At 29.0% G+C, this 1,054-nt stretch carries 2 protein-coding genes; one reads left to right on the top strand and one right to left on the bottom strand.

Annotated features, from left to right (window positions below):
- A partial coding sequence (locus ACTG3S_RS14540; protein WP_439130048.1) for an SDR family NAD(P)-dependent oxidoreductase occupies nt 1–321 on the bottom strand: 321 nt, incomplete at its 3' end.
- 100 nt (nt 322–421) lie between these two features.
- Here ACTG3S_RS14540 and ACTG3S_RS14535 point away from each other — a divergent pair.
- On the top strand, nt 422–1,054 hold a 633-nt coding region (locus tag ACTG3S_RS14535), incomplete at its 3' end, for a DUF4369 domain-containing protein (protein WP_439130047.1).

Here is a 1,054-nt window from a genome sequence, read left to right as displayed (position 1 = left end):
GCGTTTGTCTACAGAGATTTGGGTTTCATTAACTAAAGAACGCTGGCTAATACCACCATTATTCACTAAAATATCTACATGACCAAAAGCATTTATAGCGAGTACTGCTTTGCCGCTTAAAGCATTATAATCTGCTAAATCTAAAGGGATAATTTTTATATTATCTGGAGCTTTACAAAGATTTTTCACCTCTTCTAAAGCCTCTAAATTTCTAGATGATAATAGTAGTTTTGCATTTTTTTTTGAAAGCGCAATAGCTAATGCTTTTCCAATACCAGAAGAAGCACCTGTAATCCAAATAACTTTGTTTGCTAAAGACATTTTATTTTTTAAAGTACAATATACCTATTTTGCTTTAGAAATAGTATTTTTGGTACACTTGTTGAACATCCTTTTTTAAAATACAATTAGAATGCTAAAAATGAAAAAATTACTTGGTTTTATATTTTTAATATCATCATTTGCAAATGCACAATATTTGGTTAATGGTACCCTAACAAATACAATAGATACAGATTGGGTAATTTTATATAGAATAGAAGGTGCAAGACAAAAATTTATACAAAATACCACCATACAAAAAGATAGTATTTTAATAGAAGGCAACAAACAAGAAATTGGTTCTTTTCAGTTTAAATTACCTGCAGATACAAAAGTGGGTTCTTACAGAGTAAGTTATAGAACAAAAGGGGCAAGTTTTGTAGATTTTATTTTTAACAAAGAAAATATAAGTTTTACGTTTCATCCAGATTACCCAGAACAAACCGTTTTGTTTTCTGAATCTAATGAAAATATTGTGTACAAAAACTATCTTACAGAAATTTCTAAAGAGCAGCAAAAATTAGACTCTTTGCAAATTACAGCCATTAGAAATCCGAATGTAAACCTAAATATAGCCTATAAAAACACCTTAGCAACTATAAATGCCATACAAAACAAATATTTGGCTAGTACTAGAAATATGTATGTAAAACCATTTATACAGGCTACTTTAAGAGCAAATCCGCCAGAAATTAAAACCACTGCAAAAGAGTATATGACTTCAATGAACAAT

It is taken from the genome of Polaribacter sp., assembly GCF_965656025.1.
In the GTDB taxonomy this organism is placed as follows: Bacteria; Bacteroidota; Bacteroidia; order Flavobacteriales; family Flavobacteriaceae; genus Polaribacter.
Note: the sequence above shows the minus strand (reverse complement) of the source record. Positions and strands in the feature narration are given on the sequence as shown.